The 20458-nt window shown below is 76.5% G+C and carries 18 protein-coding genes and 2 pseudogenes; 11 read left to right on the plus strand and 9 right to left on the minus strand.

Annotation, left to right across the window (positions count from 1 at the left end; genetic code table 11):
* Window positions 1-3: 3 nt before the first annotated feature.
* The gene (locus tag ACT17Q_RS03190; RefSeq protein ID WP_444664698.1) at window positions 4-1581 is read left to right on the plus strand and encodes an NAD(P)-binding domain-containing protein; all 1578 of its coding nucleotides are present in this window, start codon (window positions 4-6) and stop codon (window positions 1579-1581) included.
* A 70-nt stretch (window positions 1582-1651) separates the two neighbouring features.
* Here ACT17Q_RS03190 and ACT17Q_RS03195 read toward each other — a convergent pair whose 3' ends face one another.
* Window positions 1652-1879, minus strand: a complete 228-nt coding sequence (locus ACT17Q_RS03195) for a cellulose binding domain-containing protein (protein WP_244937650.1) — start codon at window positions 1877-1879, stop codon at window positions 1652-1654.
* 97 nt (window positions 1880-1976) lie between these two features.
* On the opposite strand from ACT17Q_RS03195, the gene ACT17Q_RS03200 reads away from it, so the two are divergent.
* Window positions 1977-2072, plus strand: coding sequence for a hypothetical protein (locus tag ACT17Q_RS03200; protein ID WP_444665355.1), 96 nt, complete (start codon window positions 1977-1979; stop codon window positions 2070-2072).
* A gap of 182 nt (window positions 2073-2254) precedes the next feature.
* On the opposite strand, the pseudogene ACT17Q_RS03205 reads toward ACT17Q_RS03200, so the two are convergent.
* From ACT17Q_RS03205 to ACT17Q_RS03220, 4 genes and pseudogenes are all read right to left on the minus strand, one after another.
* Window positions 2255-3070, minus strand: a pseudogene (locus ACT17Q_RS03205) (glycoside hydrolase family 5 protein); the annotation flags it as partial.
* A gap of 260 nt (window positions 3071-3330) precedes the next feature.
* Window positions 3331-5343: an acetate--CoA ligase gene (gene acs, locus ACT17Q_RS03210; RefSeq protein ID WP_141318926.1), complete on the minus strand. Its 2013-nt coding sequence runs from the start codon at window positions 5341-5343 to the stop codon at window positions 3331-3333.
* A gap of 130 nt (window positions 5344-5473) precedes the next feature.
* Window positions 5474-6316, minus strand: a complete 843-nt coding sequence (locus tag ACT17Q_RS03215; RefSeq protein WP_444664700.1) for a hypothetical protein — start codon at window positions 6314-6316, stop codon at window positions 5474-5476.
* A gap of 48 nt (window positions 6317-6364) precedes the next feature.
* Complete coding sequence (locus ACT17Q_RS03220; RefSeq protein ID WP_444664702.1) at window positions 6365-7300, minus strand: formate/nitrite transporter family protein; 936 nt, start codon at window positions 7298-7300, stop codon at window positions 6365-6367.
* Between the two features lie 90 nt (window positions 7301-7390).
* Here ACT17Q_RS03220 and ACT17Q_RS03225 point away from each other — a divergent pair, with 90 nt between their 5' ends.
* Window positions 7391-8518 carry an NADH:flavin oxidoreductase/NADH oxidase gene (locus ACT17Q_RS03225; RefSeq protein ID WP_444664704.1) on the plus strand — a complete coding sequence of 376 codons (1128 nt, stop codon included), beginning with the start codon at window positions 7391-7393 and terminating at the stop codon, window positions 8516-8518.
* A gap of 37 nt (window positions 8519-8555) precedes the next feature.
* Here the strand turns inward: ACT17Q_RS03225 and ACT17Q_RS03230 are convergent, their stop codons facing one another.
* A complete protein-coding gene (locus ACT17Q_RS03230) occupies window positions 8556-9941 on the minus strand; it encodes an NAD-dependent malic enzyme (RefSeq protein ID WP_094180867.1) in 1386 nt (461 codons plus the stop codon).
* Between the two features lie 225 nt (window positions 9942-10166).
* On the opposite strand from ACT17Q_RS03230, the gene ACT17Q_RS03235 reads away from it, so the two are divergent.
* Window positions 10167-11081 carry a Fic family protein gene (locus ACT17Q_RS03235; RefSeq protein ID WP_444664706.1) on the plus strand — a complete coding sequence of 305 codons (915 nt, stop codon included), beginning with the start codon at window positions 10167-10169 and terminating at the stop codon, window positions 11079-11081.
* A 337-nt stretch (window positions 11082-11418) separates the two neighbouring features.
* Here ACT17Q_RS03235 and ACT17Q_RS03240 read toward each other — a convergent pair whose 3' ends face one another.
* The gene (locus ACT17Q_RS03240; RefSeq protein WP_444664708.1) at window positions 11419-12252 is read right to left on the minus strand and encodes an HAD family hydrolase; all 834 of its coding nucleotides are present in this window, start codon (window positions 12250-12252) and stop codon (window positions 11419-11421) included.
* Between the two features lie 336 nt (window positions 12253-12588).
* Between ACT17Q_RS03240 and ACT17Q_RS03245 the strand changes: the two genes are divergently transcribed.
* The 7 genes and pseudogenes from ACT17Q_RS03245 to ACT17Q_RS03275 all read left to right on the plus strand — a co-directional run.
* Window positions 12589-13494 (plus strand): pilus assembly protein FlpE, encoded by a 906-nt coding sequence (locus ACT17Q_RS03245; protein WP_198303430.1) that lies wholly within the window; start codon window positions 12589-12591, stop codon window positions 13492-13494.
* Between the two features lie 152 nt (window positions 13495-13646).
* Window positions 13647-14927, plus strand: coding sequence for a TadA family conjugal transfer-associated ATPase (locus ACT17Q_RS03250; protein ID WP_444665356.1), 1281 nt, complete (start codon window positions 13647-13649; stop codon window positions 14925-14927).
* Window positions 14924-15577: a type II secretion system F family protein gene (locus tag ACT17Q_RS03255; protein ID WP_444664710.1), complete on the plus strand. Its 654-nt coding sequence runs from the start codon at window positions 14924-14926 to the stop codon at window positions 15575-15577. Before ACT17Q_RS03250 ends, ACT17Q_RS03255 begins: the two co-directional genes overlap by 4 nt.
* The gene (locus ACT17Q_RS03260) at window positions 15564-16130 is read left to right on the plus strand and encodes a type II secretion system F family protein (protein WP_444664712.1); all 567 of its coding nucleotides are present in this window, start codon (window positions 15564-15566) and stop codon (window positions 16128-16130) included. The genes ACT17Q_RS03255 and ACT17Q_RS03260 overlap by 14 nt, the downstream gene beginning before the upstream one ends.
* Window positions 16131-16332: 202 nt before the next feature.
* A complete protein-coding gene (locus tag ACT17Q_RS03265) occupies window positions 16333-16611 on the plus strand; it encodes a DUF4244 domain-containing protein (protein WP_268532035.1) in 279 nt (92 codons plus the stop codon).
* The gene (locus ACT17Q_RS03270) at window positions 16608-16952 is read left to right on the plus strand and encodes a TadE family type IV pilus minor pilin (protein ID WP_094180862.1); all 345 of its coding nucleotides are present in this window, start codon (window positions 16608-16610) and stop codon (window positions 16950-16952) included. The genes ACT17Q_RS03265 and ACT17Q_RS03270 overlap by 4 nt, the downstream gene beginning before the upstream one ends.
* A gap of 77 nt (window positions 16953-17029) precedes the next feature.
* Window positions 17030-17266: pseudogene (locus tag ACT17Q_RS03275) on the plus strand (Rv3654c family TadE-like protein); the annotation flags it as partial.
* A gap of 84 nt (window positions 17267-17350) precedes the next feature.
* Here ACT17Q_RS03275 and ACT17Q_RS03280 read toward each other — a convergent pair.
* Together ACT17Q_RS03280 and ACT17Q_RS03285 are read right to left on the minus strand one after the other, a co-directional pair.
* On the minus strand, window positions 17351-19771 hold the full coding sequence (locus ACT17Q_RS03280) for a DEAD/DEAH box helicase (protein ID WP_444664715.1): 2421 nt from the start codon (window positions 19769-19771) through the stop codon (window positions 17351-17353).
* Window positions 19772-19841: 70 nt separating this feature from the next.
* Window positions 19842-20402, minus strand: a complete 561-nt coding sequence (locus ACT17Q_RS03285) for a GNAT family N-acetyltransferase (protein ID WP_444664717.1) — start codon at window positions 20400-20402, stop codon at window positions 19842-19844.
* Window positions 20403-20458 lie beyond the last annotated feature (56 nt).

Here is a 20458-nt window from a genome sequence, read left to right on the forward strand (position 1 = left end):
ATCATGGACCTCAGCCCCGACCTCTCGCGCGTGAGCGGACGGGACCGTGACCCGGTGCCCGCAGCAACCGCCCCCACGGGCGCGCCGACCAGGGAGGACGCCTCGCCGAGCAGGACAGTGCCCCCGCTGCCGACGACCGCCGACCCGCTGGACCATCGGCCGGACGCCGGTGCGCCGACGAACCCGTCGGGCACCCGGCGCGTGACCCGCCGCAGCCTGCGCGAGGCGGCGGACGCGGCTGCCGAGCCGGCGCGGGCGGACCTCGAGCAGGCCGCCCCGGCCACCGGCGCCCCGGGCCGGCGTGCGACGCCGGACGTGCCGCAGCCCTCGCGCTCGACCCGCCGCTCGCGCCGGGCCGCCGTGTCCGAGGCACCCACGCGTCCCGTCGTCGACGTCGACGTCGTCGTGATCGGCGCCGGCCAGGCCGGCCTGTCCGCGGCGTACCACCTCCACAAGGCCGGGCTCGTGCCCGTGGGCGACCGCGGCTGGCAGGACGCGGAGGCGACGTTCGTCGTGCTCGACGACGCCCCGGCGCCCGGCGGCGCGTGGCAGCACCGCCCGCCCGGCATGCGCGTGTCCGACGCGCACGGCGTGCACGACCTGCCGGGCATGCCCCTGCTCGTGCCCGACCCCGCCGAGAGCGCCGCACACGCGGTGCCGTACTACTTCGCGCAGTACGAGGAGGCGTTCGGCCTGCACGTGCAGCGGCCCGTGGCCGTGACGCGCGTCGAGGACGAGGACGCCGACGAGGCGCCCGCAGGCGGACGACGCCTCGTCGTGACGTCGCACCTCGTCGACTCGCCGGGCGAGGAGGTGCTCTGGCGCGCGCGTGGCCTGGTCAACGCGTCGGGGACATGGCGCAAGCCGTTCTGGCCCACCTACCCCGGGCGGGCCGCGTTCCGCGGCCGCCAGCTCCACTCGCGTGACGTGCTCGACCCCGGCGCGCTCGCCGACGGGCACGTCGTCGTGGTCGGCGGCGGGACCTCGGCCGCGCAGCTGCTGCTCGCGCTCGCGGACGTCACGACGACCACCTGGGTCACCCGCCGCCCGCCGGCCTGGCGCGACGGACAGCTCACGCCCGAGCTCGGGCGGGCCGCCGTCGCGCTCGTCGACGAGCGCACCCGTGCCGGGCTGCCGCCGGGCTCGATCGTCTCGGTCACCGGCCTCCCGCTCACCGATGCGTACCGCGCCGGCATCGACGCGGGCGTGCTGCGCGCCCGGCCCGCGTTCAGCCGGATCGTCCCCGACGGCGTCGTGTGGGACGACCCGGTGCCGCCGCCCGTGCCCGCCGCGGAGCCGTTCGACGGTGTCGTGCCGGGGCTCGGTGCGTGGGTCGGCGGGGACGCGCACGTCGCCGCGGGGACCCTCGTGTGGGCGACCGGCTACCGCCCCGCGCTGGACCACCTGGCGCCGCTGCGGCTGCGCGGCCCGCGCGGCGGGATCGTCATGGACGGCACGCGCGTCGCCGCCGACCCACGCCTGCACCTCGTCGGGTACGGGCCGTCCGCGTCGACCGTCGGCGCCAACCGCGCCGGGCGCGACGCGGTGCGCGAGCTCCTGGGCCACCTCGCCCTGCGCTGACGCGCCTGCACCCGCACGTGCCGGGGGCCCGGGCACACGGTCCGGGCCCCCGGTACGGGGTGTGCGTCCGTCAGGAGCAGACGACCGGGACGGCGCCCGTCGGCGCGGTGCCCGAGCCGATGAACCCGTACTCGGCGCTCTGCCCCGGCGCGAGCGAGCCGTTCCACGCCGCGTTCGCGACCGTCACCGCGCTCGTGCCGGAGAACGTGCCGCCCCAGCCCTGCGCGACCGTCGCGCCGGACAGCGTGAACGACGTCGACCACGCCGCGATCGGCCTGGCGCCCGCAGTGACCTTCACCGAGCCCTGGAACCCGCCCGGCCAGCGCCCGACGACCGTGAACGTCGCCGTGCAGGTGCCGCCCGGCGTCGTCGTGGGCTCGTCCGTCGGCTCCTGGGTGGGCTCGTCGGTCGGGTCGACGGTGGGCTCGACGGTGGGCTCGACGGTGGGCTCGTTCGTCGGCTCCTGGGTCGGGTCGGTCCCGCCGCCGTAGATCTTCGCCGTCACGGCGGTCGCCTTGATGCCGTTCGCGCCGTCGAAGATGCGCGTGCCCCACGTCGACTTCCGGGCCGGGTCGAACCCGGTCACCATGTCGAGGTACTCGACCCCGCCGCCGTTGCCCGACCAGGACCAGCCGTAGTAGCCGATCCCGCGCGCCGCGGCCTCGGACATGATCGTGTCCTCGTCGGGGTCGCCGTCGGAGTGCATGTTGCCGAACTCGCCGATCACGAGCGGCAGGCCCTTGGCCTTGAACGCGTCGAGGTACGTCCGGATCGTCGACGCGTTGTTGTACACGCCGTACATGTGGACCGAGAACAGCACGTTGCCGTCGGGGTCGCCCGCCGCGACCGTCTGGGCGTTGTCGCGCATGATCCCGGCCCAGTCCTGGCCCCACGACGGGGCGTCGACCACGATGTTGTGATGCAGGCCCGCGGCGCGCAGCTTCTTGATCGCCGCGACGGTGTCGGCGGTCCACGTCGCGTTCGCGGTGGCGTTGTTGCCGTACGGCTCGTTGCCGATGTTGATCTGGACGTAGTCCTCCTGGCCGATCAGCGCCGACCTGATGCTCACCCAGTAGCTCGCGGCGGTGTCGAGCGTGACGGCGCCGCTCTGCTCGCCGTACCCGGTGGTGTCGTGGTTCTCGAGCATGCAGATGAGCTTGTTCGCCTTGCACAGGCTGATGACGTTCGCGACGTCCGCCGCGTCGTTCTTGGTCCACCGGTCGCCGCCCGACAGGACGACGCGCAGCGCGTTCGCGCCCGCGGCCCGGATCGCGGGGATCGCGGTCGGGGTCTGCGAGGTGTACCAGGTGTGCGCGTGGCTCACGCCGCGTGCGACGAACGGCGTGCCGTCCTTCTCCACGAGCGCCGTGCCGGAGACGTGCAGCCCGGGCGGGGTGGCGGCGTGCGCCGAGGTGGCCAGGGCCGTCGCGCCGAGCGCGGCGACCAGGGCGGCCGCGGCGGCGCCGGCGAGCAGGGGACGAGACCTCATGGAAATCCTCTTTCCTGAGAGCCTCGGCGACTGGGCTGTGGGGTCCGCCGAAGATCCACTGGTGTTCGTGGTCACGACGTCGTGACCGATGGGTTGGCTGAGTGCCCGCCGAGGCGCGCACGGGCGACACCCAACCACCCGCACGGTCCGACGAGGACCCGCTAATCGATTCCGTCCGCACCTGCCACGGACGGACGCGGGCACGCGTACGTCGGGCCCGGGCCGTCTCGACGACGACCCGGGCCCGAGGGCGTGCGTGCTCAGTCCTGCGACGCGGCCGCCGGGGTGGAGAGCCCCTGGGCGATGAGGTCCATCACGGACGAGTCCGCGAGGGTCGTCGCGTCGCCGACCTGCCGGTTCTCGGCGACGTCCCGCAGCAGGCGACGCATGATCTTGCCCGAGCGCGTCTTGGGCAGCTCGGCGACGACGAGCACCTGGCGCGGCTTGGCGATCGGGCCGATCTCCTTGGCGACGTGGTTGCGCAGCGTCGTCTGCACGTCCTGCGCGGGCAGGTCCCCCGCCTCGGAGTCGCCGCGCAGGATCACGAACGCGACGACGGCCTGGCCGGTCGTCTCGTCGGCCGCGCCGACGACCGCGGCCTCCGCGACCCACGGGTGCGAGACCAGCGCGGACTCGATCTCCGTGGTCGACAGCCGGTGCCCGGAGACGTTCATGACGTCGTCGACGCGGCCGAGGAGCCAGATGTCGCCGTCCTCGTCCTTCTTCGCGCCGTCACCCGCGAAGTACAGACCCCGGAAGCGGGACCAGTACGTGTCGACGTAACGCTGGCGGTCACCCCAGATGCCGCGCAGCATCGCCGGCCACGGCTCGGTGAGCACCAGGTAGCCCCCGGAGCCGTCCGGCACCGAGTGCGCCTCGTCGTCCACGACGTCCGCGGCGATGCCCGGCAGCGGGACCTGCGCGGAGCCCGGCTTGGTCTCCGTGACGCCGGGCAGGGGGCTGATCATGATCGCGCCCGTCTCGGTCTGCCACCACGTGTCGACGATCGGTGCCCGGTCCCCGCCGACGACCCGGCGGTACCACATCCACGCCTCGGGATTGATGGGCTCGCCCACCGACCCGAGCACGCGCAGCGACGACAGGTCGAACTGCGCGGGGATCTCCTCGCCCCACTTCATGCACGTGCGGATCGCCGTGGGCGCCGTGTAGAGGATCGTCACCCCGTACTTCTGCACGATCTCCCACCAGCGGCCGCGGTGCGGCGTGTCCGGCGTGCCCTCGTAGATCACCTGCGTCGCGCCGTTCACCAGCGGGCCGTACACGACGTACGTGTGCCCGGTGATCCAGCCGACGTCGGCCGTGCACCAGTACACGTCCGTCTCGGCCTTGAGGTCGAAGACGTTGAGGTGCGTGTACGCCGCCTGCGCCAGGTAGCCGCCCGTGGTGTGGAAGATGCCCTTCGGCTTCCCCGTGGTGCCCGAGGTGTAGAGGATGAACAGCGGGTGCTCGGCCTCGACGTCGACCGGGGTGTGCTCGTCGGACGCCGTGTCGACGACGTCCGACCACCACACGTCGCGACCCTCGGTCCACTCCACCGGCTGGCCGGTGCGCTTGACGACGAGCACGTGCTCGACGCTCGGGGCGCCCTTCGCGAGCGCCTCGTCGACGGCCGGCTTGAGCGCCGAGGCCGCACCGCGCCGGAAGCCGCCGTCCGCCGTGACGACGAGCTTCGCCTCGGCGTCGAGGATCCGGCTGTGCAGCGCCTCGGCGGAGAAGCCGCCGAACACCACGGAGTGCGGCGCGCCGATCCGCGCGCACGCGAGCATCGTGACGACCGCCTCCGGGATCATCGGCAGGTACACCGCGACCCGGTCGCCGGTGGTGACGCCCAGCGACGTCAGCGCGTTCGCGGCCCGCGAGACCTCGCGCTGGAGGTCCGCGTACGTGAGCGTGCGCGTGTCGCCGCCCTCACCCTCGAAGTGCAGCGCGACCTTGTCCCCGCGGCCCGCCTCCACGTGCCGGTCCACCGCGTTGTACGCGGCGTTCAGCCGACCGTCGGCGAACCAGCGCGCGACCGGCGCGTCCGACCAGTCGAGCGTCTGCTCGAAGGGCGTGCTCCACGTCAGCAGCTCACGCGCCTGCTCACCCCAGAACGCGGGCCGGTCGGCGTTCGCCCACGAGTACAGGTCGGCGCTCGCGTTCGCCTGGGCGGCGAACTCGGCGGACGGCGGGAAGCGGCGGTCCTCGGAGAGCAGGTTCTCCAGGCCGCCGGCGGTCGGGTCGGACACGCGGGCCTCCAGGTGCAGCGACATCGGTGCGGGTGTCGGAGTCGGGGACCAAAGTCCCTCCGCTGGGGAACTCTAGTCACGTCGCGGACCGAAGTGCCCGGAACACCCGTGTTCCTGGTCCGCCGGGTGGTGCGGACGAGCGCGGCGCCGTGCCTCAGCGGTGCCGTTCGCGGAACGTGCCCAGCCGCACGCCCTGCCGGTGCGCGGCGGTCCCCACGACCCCCGCGAGCAGCACCAGGAAGCCCGCGACGAGCAGCGTCCCGGACGTGCCCGCGACCGTCACCTCGACCGCGGTGGAACGCCACTCGCTCCCCTCGACGACGTTCAGCACCTGCGTGCGCACCACGTCGGGCGACACCAGCGCCACACAACCCAGCACGCTGAGGATCGCCCCGCCCGTGTAGGGCGCGGCGGGCGTCCAGGCCGCGAGGAGCGCGACCCAGCCGAGCGCGAGCAGCCCGAGCGCGACGAGCACGACGCCCGACCAGTCGAGCGTCGCATCCCACCCGACGACCTGCGCCGCGAGGATGCGCGACTGCCCGAGCAGCAGCACGCCCGCGGCGAGCGGGGCGAGCACGAGCCCGACGAGCGCGCCCAGCACGTGCGTGCCCACGGACGCGCGCGCCGGGGCGTGGGCGTCCGGGAACAGGTCCGGCTTCTGCGCTGCGGGCTCGCGCGTCGGTGCGTCGGTCGCGGGCAGGACGCGGGTGCCGTCGGCGGGCGTGCCCGCGGGCCCGGTGACGACCGTCGGGTCGGCCGGCTCGGCCGGGCCGGCCGGTGCTGCGGGTGCGGCCGGTGCGGCCGACGCCGCGGGTGCGGCCGGGCTCGGGCGCGCGCTCGTGCGGGCCGGCGGCGGGTCGACGGGCGCGGGTCGGACCGCGGCGTGGCGGCCCGTGTCGAGCCCCGGCTCGGGTGCGGGGGAGGAGGCGGCGTCCCGTGCCGGCCGCTCGTCGGGACCGGTGCGGTCGGGGCGACGCTCGTCGTCAGAGGTGCTCATCACGGCTCTCCCGGGTCGAGGCGGTGCCGTGCTGCACCGCCACCGCGATCACCGTAGGGCGGGCTCCTGCGCCTGCGCAGCCCGGACGGGTGCGACCCCCGGCGTGTCGACGGACCCGTCGAGGGGCTCGTCGACGGGCGCGGCCGCCGTCAGCGGTGCGGTCGGGCCGTCGTCGGACGCGCTCGTCGTCGCGACGAACCCCGGCTCGGCCACGCGCGGCGTCGCCCGGTACGCGTAGGCCGCGCCGACGAGCAGCGCACCGCCGATGGTGTTGCCGACGCCGACGAACAGCACGTTGCGCGCGAACTCGGCGACCGTCGCGCCCGGCAGGCCGCCCATGAGTCCCAGCGACATCGTCGTCATGTTCGCCACCACGTGCTCGAAGCCCGAGGTGATGAACACCATGACGCACGCGAAGATCGCGGCGATCTTCGCGGCCTCGCTGCGCAGGCGCGTCGCGCACCACACGGCGAGGCAGACCAGCAGGTTGCACAGGATGCCGCGCACGAGCAGCTGCGCGTTCGTCTCGTGCGCCTTGTGCTCCACCATGCGGGCGATCTGCTGGCCCGCGGCGGTGTCGGGCGCGGTCACGCCGGAGACGTGCACGAGCGCGGCGAACAGGATCGACCCCAGCAGGTTGCCCGCGAGCACCGCGAGCAGCGTGAGCCCGCCCATGCCCCAGGTGATGCGGCGGCGCATCGCGCCCTGCGTGAGCATCATCATCGCGGAGGTCGCGAGCTCGCCCCCCGCCACGACGACGATCGTCAGCGCGACGCCGAACACCATGCCCTGCACGAGCGGGGCGAACGGGTTGCCGGCCGCGACGAGCGGGCCGCCGGCCTCGACCATGATCACCACGCCGATGCCGATGTACGCGCCCGCGAGCATGGTCCGCACGGCGAACAGCCACGGGGTCGAGAGCAGGTGGACCTTGTGGTGCGCGGCCTCGACCTGCGTCTCGACGGCCTCCTCGATGCTCAGCACCCGACCAGGGTCGCAAGGCCGGGCGTCCGGCTCGTGGGACGAAAGGGCCGCCCGGACGCCCGCGTGCCCGCGCGTCGTATGTTCGTCCGCGTGACCCACCTGTTCAGCCCGCTCACGCTGCGCGGCACCACGTTCACCAACCGCGCCTGGCTCGCCCCGATGTGCCAGTACTCCTCGAGCGACGGCTTCCCCGACGACTGGCACCTGGTCCACCTGGGTGCGCGCGCCGCGGGCGGCTTCGGGCTGCTGCTCACCGAGGCGAGCGCCGTGGTCCCCGAGGGTCGCATCTCGCCGCAGGACGCCGGGCTCTGGTCCGACGAGCACGCGGTGGCGTGGCGCCGCGTCACCGACTTCGTGCACGCGCGGGGCACGCGCATCGGCGTGCAGCTCGCGCACGCCGGGCGCAAGGCCTCGGTGCACCGCCCGTTCGGGCACGGGTCCGGCTCGGTGCCGCCCGCCGAGGGCGGCTGGGCCACCGTCGCGCCGTCCGCGCTCGCGTTCCCCGACCTCGCGACGCCCGCCGCGATGACGCCCGACGAGGTCGCCGCCGTGCCCGCGGCGTTCGCCGCCGCCGCGCGCCGTGCCGTGACCGCCGGGTTCGACGTCGTCGAGGTGCACGCCGCGCACGGGTACCTGCTGCACCAGTTCCTCTCGCCGCTGTCCAACACCCGCGACGACGAGTGGGGCGGGTCGCCCGAGAACCGTGCGCGGCTGCTCGTCGAGACCGTCGACGCCGTGCGGGCCGTGTGGCCCGACGACCGGCCGCTGCTCGTGCGGGTCTCGGCGACCGACTGGACCCCCGGCGGGCTCACGGTCGACGACGTCGCCGAGGTGGTGCGCGGGCTCGCCGGCCACGGCGTGGACCTGGTCGACGTCTCGTCGGGCGGTAACGCGCCCGCCTCGATCCCGGTCGAGCCCGGCTACCAGGTGCCCCTGGCGCGGCGCGTGCGGGAGGTGGGCGGTCTGCCCGTCGCCGCCGTCGGGCTGCTCGACGAGCCGCGCCTCGCGGAGAAGGTCCTCGCGGCGGGCGACGCGGACGCCGTGCTGCTCGGGCGCGTCGCGCTGCGCGACCCGTCGTGGCCGCTGCGCGCCGCGTACGAGCTCGGCGAGCGGCTCGACGCCCTGCCCGCGGGTGACGACGCGGGCGGCAGCGTGCCGCTCGAGGCGGTCGGCTCGACGGGCTACCAGCCGCAGTACGCGCGCGGCGCCTTCCGCTGACCGGTCCGGCCGGCCGGCCGTCGGGCTCGCCCTTCGGTCAGTCGCCCCGGGCCGCCGCCGCGACCGCGGCCGCCACGCGCGTCGTCACCTCCGGGTTGAAGACGCTCGGGACGATGTAGGTCGGGTTCAGCTCGTCCGGCCGGACCACCGCGGCGAGCGCGCCCGCGGCCGCGAGCAGCATCGCGTCCGTGATGCGGTGGCCCTGCGCGTCGAGCAGACCGCGGAACACGCCCGGGAACGCGAGCACGTTGTTGATCTGGTTCGCGAAGTCCGAGCGGCCCGTGCCGACGACCGCGGCGTACTGCGCGGCGTCGTCCGGGTCGACCTCCGGGCGCGGGTTGGCGAGCGCGAACACGATCGCGTCGCCCGCCATGCGGGACACCTCGTAGCCCGTGATCACGTCCGGCGCCGACACCCCGATGAACACGTCCGCGCCGACGAGCGCGTCCCCGATCGTCCCGGAGACGCCGCGCGGGTTCGTCGCCGCCGCCGTCCACCGCAGCTGCGGCGTCAGGCCCGGCCGGTCGGGGTGCACGACGCCGTCCACGTCCGCCACCACGACGTCGTCGGCCCCCGCCGCGAGCAGCAGCTTGAGCACCGCGGTGCCGGCCGCACCCGCACCCGAGAGCACGATCCGCACGTCCTCGATCCGCTTGCCCACCACCTGGAGCGCGTTCGTCAGCGCCGCGACCACGACGATCGCCGTGCCGTGCTGGTCGTCGTGGAACACCGGGATGTCCAGCCGCTCCCGCAGCCGGCGCTCGACCTCGAAGCAGCGCGGCGCGCTGATGTCCTCCAGGTTGATGCCCGCGAACACCGGCGCGATCGCGCACACCGCCTCGACGATCTGGTCCACGTCCGTGGTGTCGAGCGCGATCGGGAACGCGTCGATGTCCGCGAACCGCTTGAACAGCACCGCCTTGCCCTCCATCACCGGCAGCGCCGCCAGCGGGCCGATGTCCCCGAGCCCGAGCACCGCCGTGCCGTCCGTGACGACCGCGATGGTGTTGCGCTTGATCGTGAGGCGGCGCGCGTCCTCCGGGCGGGCCGCGATCGCCTCGCACACGCGCGCGACGCCCGGCGTGTACGCCATCGACAGGTCGTCGCGGTTGCGCAGCGGCACCTTGGACGTGATCTCGAGCTTGCCGCCCAGGTGCAGCAGGAACGTGCGGTCCGAGACCCGGTCGACCGCCACCCCGGTGAGCGCGCCGAGCGCGGCGACGATCTGCTGCGCGTGCTCCTCGCCGAGGGTCGCGCACGTGACGTCCACCTGCATCTGCTCGTGCCCCGAGGCGGTCACGTCCAGCGCCGTGACGATGCCGCCCGCCTGCTCGATCGCCGTCGTCAGCTCGCTGACCGCGGTGGGCCGCGCGGCGACGTGCAGGCGCGCGGTGATGGACGACGACACGCTCGGCCCGACCATGGCGCCAGTCTGTCGCCGCCCACGCCCCCCGTCGCGCCGAGCGCCCCCACCCCGCCGCCCGCACCCACCCCCCTTGCCGTGAAGTCGCGGATCCCTCGCGGGGTCGTGCGTCTCTCGGTCAGTCGCGCGGTCATCCGCGCGACGTACCGGCAGACTCGCGACCTCGCGGACCGGGGCGGGGGCGGTGTGGGTCCGAGGGTGGTGGGGGGCCGGTAGGTTCGAGCGGTGACGCAGGATGCGCTGGCCGGGTGGGTCGACGTGACGGCCGACGCCGTCGGACGAGCACGCTCCGCGTGCGCCGAGCTGCGATGGCACGAGGCGTACCGGCGGCGGTGGCGCGAGGTGCGCGCCGAGGCCGGGCTGCGTGCCGCGCACGCCAGTGCGGCGCTCGAGGGCGCCCGGCTGCCGCTCGAGCTGGTGCGCTCCCTCGCGACGGGCGGCACGGCGCTCGGGCACACCGACGCCTCGGCGCGCTCGGACACCGACGCCTCGGCGCGCGGGGGCACCGGCGGGCCGGCGCGCGAGGCGGGCGCCGAGGCCGTGCTCGTCGGGGCCCTGCGCGGAGCCTCGTTCGTCGACGCGCTCGTGCCCGACCTGGGCGCGCAGCAGGCCGCCGCGCTGCCACCGCTGCCGCAGCTCCTGGCGCGCGCGCACACGCTCGTCGGTGCGGGCTGGCTGCCCGTCGAGCAGCTCGGGCGGCTGCGCACCGACGAGCCCGCCCTCGACCAGCGCGGCCTCGGCCCCGCACCCACCGGCCGCGAGGTCGCCGCCCGGGTCGACCTGCTGGCGCGCACGATCGCGACCACGCAGGCCCCCGCGCTCGTCGTCGCCGCGCTCGTGCACGCCGAGGTGCTCGCGGTCCGGCCGTTCGTCGCGGGCAACGGGCTGGTCGCGCGGGTCGTCGCGCGCGCGCTCGCCACGACCGGCGGGCTCGACCCGACCGGTTCCGTGCTGCCCGAGGTCGTCTGGGCCGCGGCGCCGCAGCAGTACGTCGCCGCGGTCGCCGGCTATGCGACCGGTGAGCCGCAGCGCGTCGCTGCCTGGTTCGGCACGTACGCCGACGCCGTGGTCGCGGGTGCTGCGCAGGCGCGCCAGGTGGCGGACGCCGTCCTCGTGGGCCGCCTGACCCCACCGCAGTGACATCACCGCGCTGACGTCACCGCTCTGACGTCAGCGCTCTCGTCGTGTGGACGCAAGACGACGGCGTCCCGGAGGACGCCGTCGTCGGAGCTGCTGCCGCGAGGGTGATCATGCGTGCACTCGAATGGTTCGCAACGGGACCAGCCCGGTCGACCTGCCCGAAGGTGGGCAACACCTGCGCGTGGGTGCCTTCGCGGCTCTGCAGTTGTGCTCACTGTGATACGCCGGTTCCCGCCGCGGCGGTAGTGGGACGCGCGTCGCCGCAGGTCAGCGACGAGCCAGTCGCCGGATGGCAAGACTCACGTCCGGCATACGGACCTTGATCCGCGCGAACCGGTCATCTCGGACGCGTGCGGCGCCACCACCACCAGGCCACCACGCCCGCGACCGCCGCCCCGACGACGACCGCGCTCGCGACACGGGCCTCGCGGTCGAACGCGAACAGCGGCACGGGCCGGCGGAACGTCAGCACGCCCCACCCGGACTCCGCCGCGAGCCGGCGCAGCGCCCGGTCCGGGTTCACGGCGAACCCGTGCCCGACCGTCCCCAGCATCGGTGCGTCCGTGATCGAGTCCGAGTACGCGTAGCACTCCGCCAGGTCGTAGCCGTGCGTGCCCGCGAGATCGCGGATCGCCCGGGCCTTGTTCTCGCCGTACGCGTAGAAGTCGATCTCGCCGGTGTACCGGCCGTCGACCACCTGCATGCGCGTCGCGACGACGTGGTCCGCGCCCAGCACCGCCGCGATCGGCTCGACGATCTCGCTGCCTGACGCCGAGACGATCACGACGTCACGGCCGGCCGCGTGGTGCTCCGCGATGAGGTCCACCGCCTCGGCGTAGACCGTCGGGTCGATCGCCTCGTGCAGCGTCTCGGCGACGATCTGCGAGACCTGCTCGGTGGGCCAGCCGGTGACCGTGCGCGACAGGCTCGCGCGCAGGCGCTCGGTCTGGGCGGCGTCCGCGCCACCCATGAGGTAGAGGAGCTGCGCGACCGCCGTGCGCAGCACGTTCCGGCGGGTGAGCAGCCCCTCGGCGAGGAAGCCGCGCGAGAACGCGGTGGCCGACGACGTCGCGATGATCGTCTTGTCGAGGTCGAAGAACGCGGCGGAGCGCGGGTGCGACCCCCGGTGCGCGCCGGGCGCGCAGCGGTGCGCGGGGGCGTCGTCGGACATCCGCACTCCTCTCGTCGGGCTGTCTCGTCGGCCGGTCTCGTCGGGCTGCCGCGTCGGATGCGCTCGTCGGATGCGCCCGCCGGAGGCGCTCGTCGATCGAGCCGGACCCCGCGAGCGTAGCGATGGCCGCCCACACCGCACCCGCGTTCGGCTCCGGTCCGCCACCCGACCCCAGCCCCCCGACGCGCACCGTCCGTCCACAGCCGGCGCCCTGCGTGCTTCGGCCGTGCGCGGCGTGCGGCAGCGTCGGCGTCGTCCGGGACGTGACGGAGGTGGACGGTGACGCAGCTCCCTGGAGCGACATGGCGAGGTCGGGACGGCGGCACCCCCCGCCCGGTGCTCGACGCGCCGGTCGCCGTCCCGCCTCGTGGTCCGGACGGCGCGGCGGCGGCGTGGGGCGCGCCGTCGCCGCGTCCCACGACGCCCGCGCTCGCCGCACCGCCCGCCTGGCCCACCCCGGTCGGGGCGCGCACGGAGCGTGGCCGCGCGCTCGTCGTCGGCGTCGTGGGGGCGCGTGGGGGAGCCGGGGCGTCGACGTTCGCGGCCGCGCTCGCGGCGCGCTTCGCGCGGCGGACCGCCACCGCGCTCGTCGACCTCGACCGCTGCTCGGCGGGGGTCGACGTGCTGCTCGCGCTCGAGGACAGCGACGGTGTGCGCTGGCCCGACCTGACCTCGGCGCGCGGCGACGTCGACGGTGCCCAGGTGCTCGCCCTGCTGCCGCGCTGGGGTCCGTGCGCCGTGCTCTCCGCGGACCGGCACCGGCCGGGGCTGCCGGACGCCGGCGTGCTGGCCGACGTGCTGCACGCGCTCGGCGGCGTGTGCGGGGTCGTCGTGCTCGACCTCGAACGGGTCGGCGTCGTCACCGGCGACTCGTTCGCGCCCGTCTGCGACGCGGTCGTCGTCGTCGCGCCGCGCGATCTGCGGTCCGCCGCCGGGCTCCTCGCGCTGCGCGGGACGCTCGTCGCGCACGGTGCGCTCGTCGGGTTGGTGACGACCGGGCCGTCGCCCGGAGGGCTGGGGTCCGACGAGCTCGCGCACGCCGTCGACCTGCCGGTCCTGGCCCGCCTCGGGGTCGACCGGCGGACCGCCGCGGCGACCGAGCGAGGTGGTGTGCCGCTCACCGGCGCCGTGGCGCGGGCCGCCGCGCGCGTCGCCCGCGCGGTCGTGCGGGACGCGCCGTCGCCCGGCAGCCCGGTCGCGGTGCGCGACGAGCCCGCGGCCGTCGTGCGAGGGCCCTGGTGAGCGGCGGTGTGCGCGCGACCAGTGCCCCGGCGGCCGGTGCGCTGGCGGCCGGTGCGCTCACGACCGGTGCGCTCACGACCGATGCGCGCCGGGTCGGTGGGCGCGCGGGCGGTGGACCCGGGGTCGGTGGGCTCCCGCCGGCCGGGTCCCCGGTGCTCGCCGGCGAGCTGGTCGACGCCGTGCGCGAGCGGCTGCGTGGCACCACGCCGGGCGACCACGAGCTCGCCCGCGCCGTCGAGCAGGTCGCGCGTGAACGCGGGACGGTGCTCGGCTCGGCAGCGCTGCCCGCGGCGGTGCAGGCCGTGCGCGCCGCGATCCTCGGTGCCGGGCCGCTGCAGCCGTTCCTCGACGACCCGAGGGTCAGCGACGTGCTCGTCAACGGCCCGCGGGACGTGTGGGTCGAGCTCGACGGGCGCCTCACCCGCACCGACGTCGACCTCGGGTCGCACGACGACGTGCGCGCGCTCGCGGTGCGGCTCGCCGCCGCCGGCGGGCAACGGCTCGACGACGGGGCGCCCACGGTCGACGCACGCCTGCCCGACGGCACGCGCCTGCACGCGGTGCTGCCCCCGGTCGCGGGCGGGTGCACGCTGCTGAGCCTGCGCGTGGTGCGGCAGCGCACGCTGTCCATGCCCGAGCTCGTGCGCGCCGGGACGGTCGCGCCCGGTCTCGTCGGCGTGCTGCACGCCCTGGTCGAGTCGCGCGCCAACCTCCTCGTCTCCGGAGCCACGGGCGCCGGGAAGACGACGTTGCTGGCCGCGCTGCTCGCCTGGGCGGGGCACGACGAGCGGATCGTCGTGATCGAGGAGTCCGGCGAGCTCGCGCCGCAGCACCCGCACGTCGTGCGGCTGCTCGCGCGCCGGGCGAACGTCGAAGGCGTCGGCCGGGTGGACCTCGCCGAGCTCGTGCGCCAGTCGCTGCGCATGCGGCCCGACCGGATCGTGCTGGGCGAATGCCGCGGCGCCGAGGTGCGCGAGGTGATGGCCGCCCTCAACACCGGCCACGACGGCGGTTGCGCGACCGTGCACGCCAACGCGGCTGCCGACGTGCCGGCCCGGCTCGAGGCACTGGCCGCGCTCGCGGGGCTCGGCCGCGAGGCGACCGCCACGCAGGCGTCGGCGGCGTTCGACGCGGTGCTGCACCTGCGCCGGACCGGGCCGGGGCGGACGCGGCGGATGCTCGCGGAGGTGGCCGTCGTCGGACGCTCGTCCGACGGGCTGGACGTGCGCACGGCGGTCGAGGTGGACGAGGCCGGTGGTGTGCGCCGCGGTCCCGGCTGGCCACGGCTCGCGGCGCGCATCGGGCTCGGCGCGCGCATCGGGCCGGCCGACGACGCGGACGCCGGTGACCGCGGCGGGCCGCCCGTCGCGCTCGCGCCGCCCGCTGCGCTCGCGCGGCCCGTCGCGCTCGCGCCGGCCGGGCGCGCCCCGTGAGCGTGGTCGTGGGGATGGCGAGCGCGGCCGCGGTCCTGGTGGTCGCGGGAGTCGGGCCGCGCCGGGCGCTCCTGCGGACGTCCGCGCCTGACCCGTCGCCACGCGGTGACGCCCCCGGCTCGGACCGGGACCTCGAGGACGTGCTGGTGGCGGTCGGTGCGCAGCTGCGTGCGGGTCGTCCGCCCGGTGCCGCGTGGGCGTCGGCGCTCGGCCGCCCCGTCGACGGCGACGTGCCTGAGCTCGCCGCGCTGGTCGCCGCGTGCGGGCGCCGCGGTCGGCTGGGCGGGCGCGACGACGAGCGGCTCGTTGAGCGGGCTGCGGCCGTGGTCGCGGCCGCACGCACCGCGCACGAGCTCGGTGCGCCGCTGGCCGCGATGCTGCTGCACGTGAGCGACTCGCTCGCGGCCGACGCGGCCGAGCGCGACGACGTCGAGGCGGCGCTCGCCGGTCCGCGCGCGACGGCGCGGGTCCTGGGGTGGTTGCCGGTGCTGGGTGTGGGTCTCGGTGCGCTGCTGGGTGCCGACCCGCTCGCGGTGCTGCTGGGCGGTGGCCTGGGGAGCGTGGCGGGCGTCGCGGGGGTGGTGCTCCTGCTCGTCGGGCGGGGATGGACGCGGCGTCTCGTCGCCCGGGCTGCGCGTGGCGGGGGCTGACGTCGTGCTCGCGGCCGTGGGCGCCCTGCTCGTGGTGACCCCGTGGGTCGTGGCGCGCCGGAGCCCGGGTGTGCCGGGAGGTGCCGCGCGCGTCGCGGTCGAGCGGGCCGCGCCACCCGTCGACCCGGTGCTGCTGCTCGAGCTCGTCGACGCGGCGGTGGCGTCGGGTGCGTCGCTGCCGCGCGCGCTGCGGGCGGTGGGTGCCGCGGCGGGCGGGGGTGCGGGCCGTGCGGTCGACGCCGCCGGTGCCGCGCTCGTGCTCGGGGCGTCCTGGGCCGCGGCGTGGGCGGACGCGCCGCCGGAGGTCCACGACGTGCGCGACTGCCTCGAGCAGGCGTGGGCGAACGGTGCCGCGCCGGGGCCGGCGGCGCGCGCCCGGGCGGCTGCGGTGCGGCGCGACCGTCGTCGTCGTGCCCGGACGGCGGGCGCCTCGCTCGGGGTGCACCTGGTGTTGCCCCTCGGGTTGTGCTTCCTGCCCGCGTTCGCCCTGCTCGGCCTGGTGCCGCTCGTCATGGGACTCGGCGCCGGGCTGCTCGACGGAGTGCTCCCGTGACGCCTGCCCTCCACCCGACCACAGCCCGCCGACCGGGGCGGCCCGTCCCCAGATGCGCCGAGCACGCCGGCACCCGCGCGGCGGGCGCACGACGCTGGCCGCGGCCGGGTCCGACCGGCCGGGCGACCACCGCCCACCGACCGTGCCCGTCGGGCCGGCGGACGACAGACGCCGGCGCGAGCCGGCAGACAGGAGGTGCTCGATGGACGGCACGGCACTCGCGCAGCGCCCGCACACCACGCCCGACGAGGGTGCGCGCGACGACCGCGGCGACGGGGCGCGACCCGCGCCGGGCTGGGTCCCGCAGCGCGTCGCGCGCAGGCTCGCGACCGGGACCCGGGACGCGGGCATGGCGACCGCGGAGTACGCGATCGCGACGCTCGCCGCGGTCGGCTTCGCGGGGCTGCTCGTCGTGATCCTCAAGAGCAACGAGGTGCGCGGGCTGCTCAGCGGGATCGTCAAGCAGGCGTTGTCCCTGTGAGGCGCGGGCAGGCCGACCGCGGGGCGGTGACGGCGGAGCTCGCGGTCGGCCTGCCCGCGGTGGCCGTCCTGCTGCTCGTGGTGCTGGGCGTGAGCGCGGCGGGCGTGGTGCAGCAGCGCTGCGCGGAGGCGGCCCGCACGGCGGCCCGGCTCGCGGCGCTCGGGGAGGACGACGCGGCCGCCGTCGCGGGTGCGCGTCACGTCGCGGGAGACGCCGCCCGCGTCGACCTCGCGCGCGACGACGGCTGGGTCACCGTGTCGGTGGCGTCGGCGTTCCCCGTCGCCGGGCTGGGTGAGGCCCTGACCGTCCGCGGCGCGGCGACCGCCTGGGAGGAGCCGTGAGTCTCGAACGGTCCGGGGACCGCGGGCGGCACGCGCGCATCGGTTGGCGCGACGAGCGCGGTGCGGGAACCGCCCTGATGCTCGCGGTCGCGCTCGCGGCGCTGCTCGGCTGCGGCGCGGTCGCCACGGTGGTGGCCGCGCACGCGGCCCGCGGGCGGGCGCAGGCGGGGGCGGACCTCGCGGCCCTCGCAGCCGCGACCCGGGCCCAGCATGGTGCGGACGCCGCGAGCGCGTGCGCGCACGCCGAGCAGGCCGCCGTGCGCAACGGGGTCGAGCTGGTGGCGTGCGCGCTCGGCGCCGGCGGGATCGTGACGGTGGACGTGCAGGCGCGGGCCGTCGGCTCGTCGGTCCGTGCGCACGCGCGCGCCGGACCGCGAGCGGCGCGCACGCAGTCTCGGTCAGCCGGCGGCGTGGGCGAGGACCGCGTCGAGCAGGCGCAGGGCGGCGGCCTTGTCGAGGGGGTGGTTCCCGTTGCCGCACTTGGGGGACTGCACGCACGCGGGACAACCGGTGGCGCACGGGCAGGAGGAGATGGCGTCGCGCGTCGCGCGCAGCCACGTGGCGCCCAGGTGGAAGCCGCGCTCGGCGAACCCCGCGCCGCCGGGGTGGGCGTCGTGGACGAAGACCGTCGCCTCGCCCGTGTCCGGGTGCAGGGCGGTCGACAGGCCGCCCAGGTCCCAGCGGTCGCACGTGGCGAGCAGGGGGAGCAGCCCGATGGAGGCGTGCTCGGCGGCGTGCAGGGCGCCGGGCAGCGCCTCGAGCGTCACGACCGCCTCCTCCAGCACGGACGCGGGCACGGTCCACCAGACGGACGAGGTGCGCAGCGTGCGGGCGGGCAGCTCGAGGTCCTCGTAGCCGAGCACGGCCAGGTCCGGCAGGTGCTTGCGCTGGAACCCGAGCACCTGCGACGTGACGTCGACGGTCCCGAGGTGCCAGGTGACCGGGCCCCACCGGCGCTCGTCGACGACGTCGACCACCGCGGTGGTGGTGAGCCAGCGCGCCCAGGTCCCGTAGTCGACGTCCCGCCGGGTGACGAGCGCGACGTCGTCGGCGTGGTGCAGGTCGTCCACGACGAACGTCGCGCCCTGGTGCACGTAGACCGCGCCGGGATGCAGCGTCGCGTCGGCGGACGCGGCGTCGACCGTGCCGAGCACGCGGCCGGTCTCCGACTCGACCACGCGCACCGGGTTGCCGCCCGAGCCGCGCAGGTCGGTCAGGCGCGACGCGGGCTCGGCGTGCGTCCAGTACCACCCGGACGGGCGGCGACGCAGCACGCCGTGCGCGACGAGGTCGTCGAGCACGGCCGCGGCGCGCGCGCCGAACAGGTCGAGCTCGTCGGTGCGCACCGGGCGCTCGGCCGCGGCGGCGCACAGGTGCGGCGCGAGCACGTACGGGTTGGTCGGGTCGAACGCGGTGGCCTCGACGGGGGCGTCGAGTGCGGCCTCGGGGTGGTGCACCAGGTAGGTGTCGAGCGGGTCCTCGCGCGCGACCAGGACGACGACCCCGTCGGCCCCCGCCCGTCCGGCGCGGCCCGCCTGCTGCCAGAACGACACCCGCGTGCCGGGCCAGCCCGCGATGAGCACGGCGTCCAGGCCGGAGATGTCCACGCCCAGCTCGAGCGCGTTGGTGGTCGCGAGCGCGCGCAGCGACCCGGTGCGGATGGCCTGCTCGAGCGCACGTCGCTCCTCGGGCAGGTAGCCGCCGCGGTACGCCTGGACCGTGCCGCGCAGCGCGGGGTCGACGGCCCCCACGTGCTCGCGCGTCGTGGTGGCGACCGACTCCGCGGCACGGCGCGAGCGCGTGAACGCGAGCGTGCGCCCGCCGTGCGCGACGAGGTCCGCGAGCAGGTCCGCGACCTCGGCCGTCGCCGTGCGCCGGGGGCGGTCCTCGGGCTCGCCCGGGGTCGCCCAGGGGTCCTCGTCGGGCAGCAGCGACGCCCACGGCGTGTGCGCGTCGGGCCCGTGACCGGGCAGCTCGGGGGGCTGCCACAGCACGACGGTCTTGCGTCCGGCGGGCGACGCGTCGACGGTGACGGCCTCGACCTCGGCGGGCGGGACGCCCAGGAGCCGCGCGGCGCTCTGCTCGGGGTCGGCGGTCGTCGCGGACGCGAGGACGAACGTCGGCGTGGCGCCGTACGCGGCGGCGAGCCGGCGCAGGCGTCGCAGGACCAGCGCGACGTGCGCGCCGAACACCCCGCGGAACGCGTGGCACTCGTCGAGCACCACGTAGCGCAGCGACGCGAGCAGGCGGGACCAGCGCTCGTGCTGCGGCAGGAACGAGAAGTGCAGGAAGTCGGGGTTGGTCAGGACGACGTCGGCATGGTCGCGGACCCAGCGCCGCTCGTCGGGCGAGGTGTCACCGTCGCAGGTCGCCACGCGCACGTCACGCACCTGCGCGGCCGCCAGGAGCCGCTCGACGGCCGCGAGCTGGTCGGCCGCGAGCGCCTTCGTCGGGCACAGGTACAGCACGCCCGCGCGGCGCCGGGCGGACTCGATGCGGCCCGGGTCCAGCGACGCCTCCGCGGCGCGGCCGCGCACCGCGCTGAGTGCGGGCAGCCAGTAGGCCAGGGACTTGCCGGACCCGGTCGAGGTCGCCAGGACGGTGTGCCGACCGGCCCACGCGGCCTCGGCCGCCTGCACCTGGTGCCGCCACGGCGCCTCGACGCCGAGCGCGCGGTAGCCGCGCACGAGGTCCGGGTCCGCCCACGTGGGCCACGACCCGCGTTCGCCTGCGCGGGCCGGCAGGTGGCGCACGTGGGTCGCGCGGTCGGCTCGTCGTCCGCCGGCGAGCAGCACGTCGAGCAGCTCGTCGGACTCCACGCGACCATGCTCGCACCCGCGCAGGTGTGCTCCGGACGGGGTGGACGGCGGCACGTGGGTACGCCGAGGCTCACCCGCGCAGGCTCCGCATGCGCCACACGGTGGCGAGCGCGGGGTCACCGCTCGGGTGCGGGTCGACGTGGTCCAGCACGAACCCCTCGCGCTCGTAGAATGCGGCGGCGCGGCGGTTGGCGGCGACGTGCTCGACGAGCAGCCGGTCGACGTCCGCCGGGAGCCGGTCGACGAGCGCGGCGATGAGCCGGGGGCCGAGCCGGCTCCCGCGCAGGTCCGGTGCGACGTAGAGCTTGTAGACCACGTGGTCGGGCCCGGCCCGGCCGTGCTGCGCCACGCCCACGACGCGACCGCCCTGCTCGGCGACGACGACGTCGCCGGCGGCGACCGCCGCCTGCACGTACGGCGGGTTCCACCAGCGTCGTACCTGCTCGTCGGCGGCCGCCGCGCCGATCAGCGGCGCGTAGTGCGGCCGCACGTGCGCCTCGCCGAACGCGCAGACTCCCGCGACGTCGGCGTCGCGCGCGGCGCGGACCGCGACCTCGTCGCGCTGGGCGGGGCCCCTGGCGGCGGGGTCCGTGGCGGCGGAGTTCGGGGTGGCGGGGTCGTGCGCGGTCATCGTGCTCCCTCGGCCGGACAGGGGGACGGCGGCGGTCGTCGGGCACGGCGCGGTGG

It is taken from the genome of Cellulomonas sp. CW35 (assembly GCF_052378485.1).
Classification (GTDB): Bacteria; Actinomycetota; Actinomycetes; order Actinomycetales; family Cellulomonadaceae; genus Cellulomonas; species Cellulomonas uda.

What these genes read in the sequence shown, in the direction of transcription:
- ACT17Q_RS03190 (WP_444664698.1), top strand. Translation starts at nt 4, where the DNA reads ATGGACCTCAGCCCCGACCTCTCGCGCGTGAGCGGACGGGACCGTGAC.
- acs (WP_141318926.1), bottom strand. Translation starts at nt 5,343, where the DNA reads ATGTCGCTGCACCTGGAGGCCCGCGTGTCCGACCCGACCGCCGGCGGC.
- ACT17Q_RS03215 (WP_444664700.1), bottom strand. Translation starts at nt 6,316, where the DNA reads ATGAGCACCTCTGACGACGAGCGTCGCCCCGACCGCACCGGTCCCGAC.
- ACT17Q_RS03230 (WP_094180867.1), bottom strand. Translation starts at nt 9,941, where the DNA reads ATGGTCGGGCCGAGCGTGTCGTCGTCCATCACCGCGCGCCTGCACGTC.
- ACT17Q_RS03240 (WP_444664708.1), bottom strand. Translation starts at nt 12,252, where the DNA reads ATGTCCGACGACGCCCCCGCGCACCGCTGCGCGCCCGGCGCGCACCGG.
- ACT17Q_RS03265 (WP_268532035.1), top strand. Translation starts at nt 16,333, where the DNA reads ATGGACGGCACGGCACTCGCGCAGCGCCCGCACACCACGCCCGACGAG.
- ACT17Q_RS03285 (WP_444664717.1), bottom strand. Translation starts at nt 20,402, where the DNA reads ATGACCGCGCACGACCCCGCCACCCCGAACTCCGCCGCCACGGACCCC.